The organism is Streptomyces barkulensis, assembly GCF_002843305.1.
Lineage (GTDB): Bacteria > Actinomycetota > Actinomycetes > Streptomycetales > Streptomycetaceae > Streptomyces > Streptomyces barkulensis.
Genome location: NZ_PGSG01000052.1, coordinates 1 through 6,183 on the forward strand (window position 1 = coordinate 1; position 6,183 = coordinate 6,183).

At 69.7% G+C, this 6,183-nt stretch carries 6 protein-coding genes; all 6 read left to right on the top strand.

What is annotated here, in order from left to right; translation table 11 throughout:
- Positions 1 to 382: 382 nt before the first annotated feature.
- Positions 383 to 1,612, top strand: coding sequence for a helix-turn-helix domain-containing protein (locus tag CUT83_RS10530; RefSeq protein WP_101255601.1), 1,230 nt, complete (start codon positions 383 to 385; stop codon positions 1,610 to 1,612).
- Between the two features lie 56 nt (positions 1,613 to 1,668).
- Positions 1,669 to 2,109 carry a hypothetical protein gene (locus CUT83_RS10535; RefSeq protein ID WP_240957923.1) on the top strand — a complete coding sequence of 147 codons (441 nt, stop codon included), beginning with the start codon at positions 1,669 to 1,671 and terminating at the stop codon, positions 2,107 to 2,109.
- A gap of 293 nt (positions 2,110 to 2,402) precedes the next feature.
- On the top strand, positions 2,403 to 2,702 hold the full coding sequence (locus CUT83_RS29805) for a hypothetical protein (RefSeq protein WP_143688525.1): 300 nt from the start codon (positions 2,403 to 2,405) through the stop codon (positions 2,700 to 2,702).
- A gap of 131 nt (positions 2,703 to 2,833) precedes the next feature.
- A complete protein-coding gene (locus CUT83_RS10545) occupies positions 2,834 to 3,946 on the top strand; it encodes a hypothetical protein (RefSeq protein ID WP_101255599.1) in 1,113 nt (370 codons plus the stop codon).
- A complete protein-coding gene (locus CUT83_RS10550; RefSeq protein WP_101255600.1) occupies positions 3,943 to 4,299 on the top strand; it encodes an ASCH domain-containing protein in 357 nt (118 codons plus the stop codon). The genes CUT83_RS10545 and CUT83_RS10550 overlap by 4 nt, the downstream gene beginning before the upstream one ends.
- A gap of 372 nt (positions 4,300 to 4,671) precedes the next feature.
- Positions 4,672 to 5,640, top strand: coding sequence for a hypothetical protein (locus CUT83_RS10555; protein ID WP_240957922.1), 969 nt, complete (start codon positions 4,672 to 4,674; stop codon positions 5,638 to 5,640).
- The last annotated feature ends 543 nt before the right edge of the window (positions 5,641 to 6,183 follow it).

The following is a 6,183-nucleotide window of genomic DNA, read 5'->3' on the forward strand; positions in this document are numbered from 1 at the left end:
GGAGACCAAGAAGGCCTGACCCGGGTTCCGGGGCCCGTCCCCGGCCCGTCCAGGACCCACCGGTCCTTCCTTCCGCGCCCGGCCCGCCAGTTCCCCACCCGGAACCCGCGGGCCGGGCGCGGCCCTTTCTCCGGGCTCAGACGGACGCGGGTCCGCCTCCGCCACAGCCGGCAGCGCGACAACCACCACTGGTCGCAGGACGCCCAGGAGCGGATGAGTTCGCCGGCGCTGTCCCTGCCGAAGCGGTTGCCCGGGCAGGATCCACTCCGTAGCCCCGTCGGCATGGGTACCGTTCTCGTGACGAGGCTCGACCGGCCGCAGCCACCACCTCCTGCCGACCGCTTGAGCACAGCCGGCCAACCGACATGTGGGAGGCACCCTGATGCTGGAAGAAGCCGAGGAGATCGGCCGCCGTGCCCGGCGTGCCCGCTTGCGGCTGGGCATGCCGCAGGCGGACCTCGCCGCGGCCCTGGGGAAGTCGCAGGGCTGGGTGTCCAAGATGGAGCGCGGTCTGATCGAGCTGGACCGTGTCGGCATACTGAACCTGCTGGCGGCCGAGCTGCACGTCCATCCCAATGACCTGATCGGTCGTCCGTACACCGGCTCGCCCGACGGGAACCAGTGGCAGGTCGCCGCGTCCTCGATCCTTCGGGAGCTTCGCCGCTACGACCTCGCGCCCGTCTACGACGGCATTCCCCGCCCGGCGGCGGAGCTGTGGGGCGAGGTCACCCGTCTGCACCGGCTGCGGGACACGGCTTCGAACGTGGCCATCCTGCGGGTCCTGCCGGATCTGCTCCGCGAGGCCCGTGCTCTCGCCGAGGTGTCCACCGGACACGAGCGAGAGGAGGCGTACGCGATCTACGCGGTGTGCTGCAAGTTCGCCCACACCGCTGCCCACGCTCTCGGCCACCCCGAGCTGACCGCCATGGCGTGTGAGCGGGCCGCCTGGTCCGCGAGGCTGTCCGGTGACCCCGTGCTGCCCGCCGTCGCCGACTGGATGCGCGTGTGGGACATGTGGGCCAGTGCCGACTGGGAGGACGCCGTCGTCCTGTCGGACAAGGCGATCAGCAGCGTGCAGGAGGGGTACGAGCGGGGCGAACCGCTGGCTGTGCGGGCGTGGGGGTCGCTCCAGCTCCGTGCGGCCGTCTCTGCGGCGCGGGGCGGTCGGTCTGCGGAGGCCGAAGACCGTATCGGCCTGGCGAGGACGGCGGCCGACCGCATGAGCGCCTACACCGGTCCCCCGGTGTACGACCGGCACTCGCTGACGTTCTCGCCCGGCAACGTCCAGATCCACGCCATCAGCGTGGCCCTGGAGACGGGTGAGCAGCGCAAGGCCCTGGCGATAAACCGCCGCACCGGCCCGGAGCTGGTCGCCTCCCTGCCCAACTCGCGCCAGGGGCACCACCACATGGACCTCGCGCGAGCCTGGCTGTGGGACGGGAACCGCGACAAGGCCCTGTCCGAGCTGGAGATGGCCGAGCGCATCGCACCGCAGCTCGTCCGCAACCACCCCATCGCCCGCTCCACCCTGCGCAGCATCGTCTATGCCGAACGCACATCCACCCGTGAGAAGCTGAGGCGCATGTCCGACCGCTTCCACCTGGACGGATGAGAACCGTATTCCTCTGATTCATATTCAGCCCCCGGCTCGTCCTTAGCTTCAGGGGCATGAGCGGACGACCAACTCCCCATCTGCCCTCGCAGGGGGCCGAGTCCGGCACTGCGGCCCCCTTCTACCCCCGGCTCGGCGACCTCGCGGCCGACACCGCCCGTGGTGGCCGCGTGGGCGTCGTCGTCGCCCTCCCCGGCGAAGGCGCCGCCACATACCACCTGCAGCCGCCCGGCGGCGGTACCCCATGGTCCGCACCGGCGGACGCCAGCACTCTGCGGCCGGTACCGGCCAAGGCGACCCACGCGACCCTGCTCGTCCGGGACGCGCTCTACGACCACCGTGCCAGGCAGGGGTCGATGGCCATCCTGGTGCACCACGAGGACGGCAGCAGCACCGAAGCCGTGCTCGTCCTCACCCCACCCGATATGGAGCGGCTGCACTCCCAGACCGAACGCATCCTCACCGAACGGGAGCGGTCTCTGGGAGGCGCGCCGTGACGCGGACCGGCCGGCACCGCGCCGACAGCCACAGACCACATGGCACGGCGCTGGCCTTCCTCGGCCTCGCCGGGCCGCACCCGGGTACTGCGCGGCCACGTCGCCCGCCGAGGAAGCCTCTTAGGAACCCGATGCCCCCGGCCGCGCAGCAGGCGGCACCCGAGGGAGCTGTGGGGAGGCCGCTGCGGGCAGTTCGCTACCGGTGCGAGCTGTCGGCAGGCCCCCTCGACCGGTCGGCTCTCATCACGTTGGGTCGGCACTACGCGCTCACTCCCCGGCTCGCGGTGCGGTGGATGAGCGCACAGGCTGAACGCGTCGCCAGAGCACTCGACCCCGACCCCGAGGCTCGCTGGGCAGGGGTGACCGTGCTGCGTCCGGTCGAGGACGGGCGGCCTGACCCGGGCGGCACCATGCGGCGGTGGGCCCGTGACATGGATGAGCGGGAGAACGCCCTGGCGGTGCTGCGGCAGGGCTGGCCATACATCGCCACGGCACAGGACGAGACCACCCACTACTGCCTCCTGGCCGAGCCCATACCCCCGCCGTTCAGCAGCGGTCTGCGGCTGTACCGGCGCGCTCACTCCTGCCTGTGAGCCGCCCCGGTCATCACCGGGGCGGAAAGCCCGCCCCTTCCTCCCGCAGCCATGCCGTACAAGCCCGTGCTCGGAACACCCGGACCGCCCACGCCATCCCGCCCGTCCGCTTACCGCATGGAGGTATCACGGTGCACCACCCGGTCTCACCCAACACCGTCCTGGCCAATGCACTCACCCATGCTGAAGATGTCCTGGCCCCGATCATCCGCACCTCCCGCCCTGAGCGGGTGCGTTTCGTCGTCGGCACCCAGATCAACGGCGCGCCCCACCTCGGCACTTCACTCGTGCAGGCCCTCGCCTTCACTGTCGCCCGCCGCGTTCACCACCGCACCGGCATCCCGGCCGACGTGCTTTTCGGCGCTCTGGACAACGCGCCGTACGAAGTCGTCCAGGACCCTCACAGCGGTCACACCTACCAGCGCGCCTACGCCCAGGCCCTGGGCGAGGAGACCATCGCCGCCGAGACCCGCGCCCTCTGCCAGCCGCTGTTCGACGCCCTTGCCACGCGCCTGGCCGTGCCCTGGCACCTGCAGACCTACTCCGAGCAGCAGGCCGGCGCCCACTACCGCACGACCTGGCTGCGCGTCCTGCCCCGCATCGAGACGGCCCGCTGGTGGCTCGCCCCCTCCACCGGCATCCCACACCTGCGCGTGCCCTGCCCCGCGCCCGGCTGCGGGTGGGCAGAGAAACACGCCCAGCGCACCACCGCCCGCCTTGTCGATCCGGAATCGGCCGAGGTCACCGCGGTCTGCCTGCACCACGGCCCGTACACCGCCACCGTCACCCCGGCCGGCGGCGGCTACCTCGACCACGCGACCCTCTACCGCAACCTCGTCAAGGAACTCGCTCTCGGCTCCGACCGCGCCACCCTCCACGTCATGATCAAGGGTGGCGACTGGGTCTTCGGTTCCCACCTCGTCGACGGGGCGCTGCAAGCCGTCGGCCTCACCACCGGCCGGCTCCCAGCCCGCCTGTTCTGCCCCCAGATCATCACCGACACCGGCGCGAAACTGTCCAAGTCCCTCATCCGCGAAGGCCGGGCGCCCTTGCCCGACGGCGCGGCCCCCTGGATGCTCGACACCCGGCTATGGAGCGGCTCGTTGGACGAGTATGCCGACCGACTGCTCGCCCTGACCACCATCCTGATGTCCGACCCCCGACACTTCTTCCGGTCCTACTCGGCCGCCGAGATCAACCGTCTGATGGCCTCGCCCGCACCAAGGAGCCACACCCGCACATGACCGAGACCACCACCCGCGTCCACCACCTCAACCTCTACCGCCGCTACTTCGACCTCGTCGCCGCGGGCCGCAAGAACATCGAGGTCCGGGTGCGCTACCCGCACCTGGCCGACATGGCCGCCGGCGACACCATCCGCTTCCGGATCAAGGGCACCGACGAGGTCTGCGACGTACGGGTGAAGCGGGTGACCGCGTACGACGACTTCGAAGCCCTCCTCGACGGCGAAGGCCCTGCCAACATCAACCCCACCGCCACCCGCGGGGAACAGCTCGTCAACATCCGCACCATCTACCCGCCCGAGAAGGAAGCCCTCGGCGCCCTCGCCATCGAGATCGAACTGCTCAACCCATAACGCCGGACGGTTCATCCGGGACTGTAAGCCGCTCGTGCCGCGCCCCGTGACGCCAGCATCGTGCGGGCCACGGCCGTGGGGTACGCAACAATCAGCGTCAGCCACAGGTGCGGCCCGACCTGCGCAGCCCCGCTCACTGCCACCACCGTGACCTCCGAGCAGGACTGCCTCGCCCCGGTCGGCCCCCGTGTGAAGAGGACCACGGCCGGTGTCGTGCCGCTACGGCACCGGCCCTCCGATGACCGGATGGCGCGTACGATCCCAGCGCCAAGCTGACGATCCGACCACGGCCGTCACTGCTCTGCGCCAGGATCATCCCATGAACATTGACTTGGAGCGCGTAGCTGCGATTCAGCGGTCAGTGTTGGGGGTGTGCTACTCGCCGCCATTGTGATGGCGGCCTACCGCTTCCTTGCCTGGACCGCGCGCCGGATTCAGCCGCTGCAGGAGTGGTGGTCGGCTTGGAACGCCAGAGTCGCGGAGAGAGACATCGCACCGACGGTCCAGGCACTCCGACGCCTTGGCTTGGCGGATCTTCCGATTCAGTCACTCCGTGGGGCTGGCCAAGAAACCGCTGGGGCTGTGAAGCTCCGCTATCGGCTGCTCAGCTTCGCGATCGGCCTCGGTGTAGGGGACCTGGTCATGTCAACGATCAAAACGATCGAGACACAGCAACTGCAGCCGAGCCTGGCCCCACCAGCCCTCGCGCTCGCTGCTGTGACGCTGCCCCTCCTGACGTGGGCAGCCCGGCATAGTAAGGCCATCGCCGGATACCGGTTCTTGCTCTCGATCATGGCCGCCATCGAGGCGTGCGAGGCTGTGGCCAACTCCAGCACGGGTGGCAGGCATCAAGCACTTCGACACCTGGACGACACATGCGCCATCGTTCGGCGGTCGCTTCTCCGTGTCCACCGCATCTCGAACAGCGTCGGGCGCGGATCTCCTCGACAACGCAGCGCAAAGCGCCACGCCGCACTCGTCGTGGCCAAACTGCAACTGACCGAGGCACAAGTCGACTCCACGGGTGATGCAGCGCTCCGCAGTCTGGCCGCACTCTTAGCGAAGATCGGGAACAATTTCGCTGCGGGAAACGTAAGCACTCTCCTGCCCGAACAGCGCCTACGCGGCATAGCCCCGGTAACCAACAGGGAAGGGCTTCGCTTGGTGGCTGTGGTGGTCGCCACAGTTGGAACCCTGTGCATTGGCGCATTGCTTGGCCTTCCGGCAGGTGTCGATATCGCCTTGGCTGGAGGCTCCGCCGTGCTGACCGCGATGGCGGTGTACGGGCCACGGGCCGCAATCGCCAAGGCGGACGAGATCATGAACATTTTGAAGCAGTAACACAGGGCTTCATGACTCATGACCCAGCTCGCCGCGCCGGAGACAGCTCCGGTACGCCTCATAGCGCAGCAGTCCGCGCACAGTCCGCAGGACACCCGGTCGGGACCGTCGCACCCCATCGCTACCCATCGATAAAAGGCCAGGTCAGCGACCCGCAGGGAAGATCCCCGCAGGTCGCCGACCTGGCCCGTTACTAGGAGACCAAGAAGGCCTGACCCGGGTTCCGGGGCCCGTCCCCGGCCCGTCCAGGACCCACCGGTCCTTCCTTCCGCGCCCGGCCCGCCAGTTCCCCACCCGGAACCCGCGGGCCGGGCGCGGCCCTTTCTCCGGGCTCAGACGGACGCGGGTCCGCCTCCGCCACAGCCGGCAGCGCGACAACCACCACTGGTCGCAGGACGCCCAGGAGCGGATGAGTTCGCCGGCGCTGTCCCTGCCGAAGCGGTTGCCCGGGCAGGATCCACTCCGTAGCCCCGTCGGCATGGGTACCGTTCTCGTGACGAGGCTCGACCGGCCGCAGCCACCACCTCCTGCCGACCGCTTGAG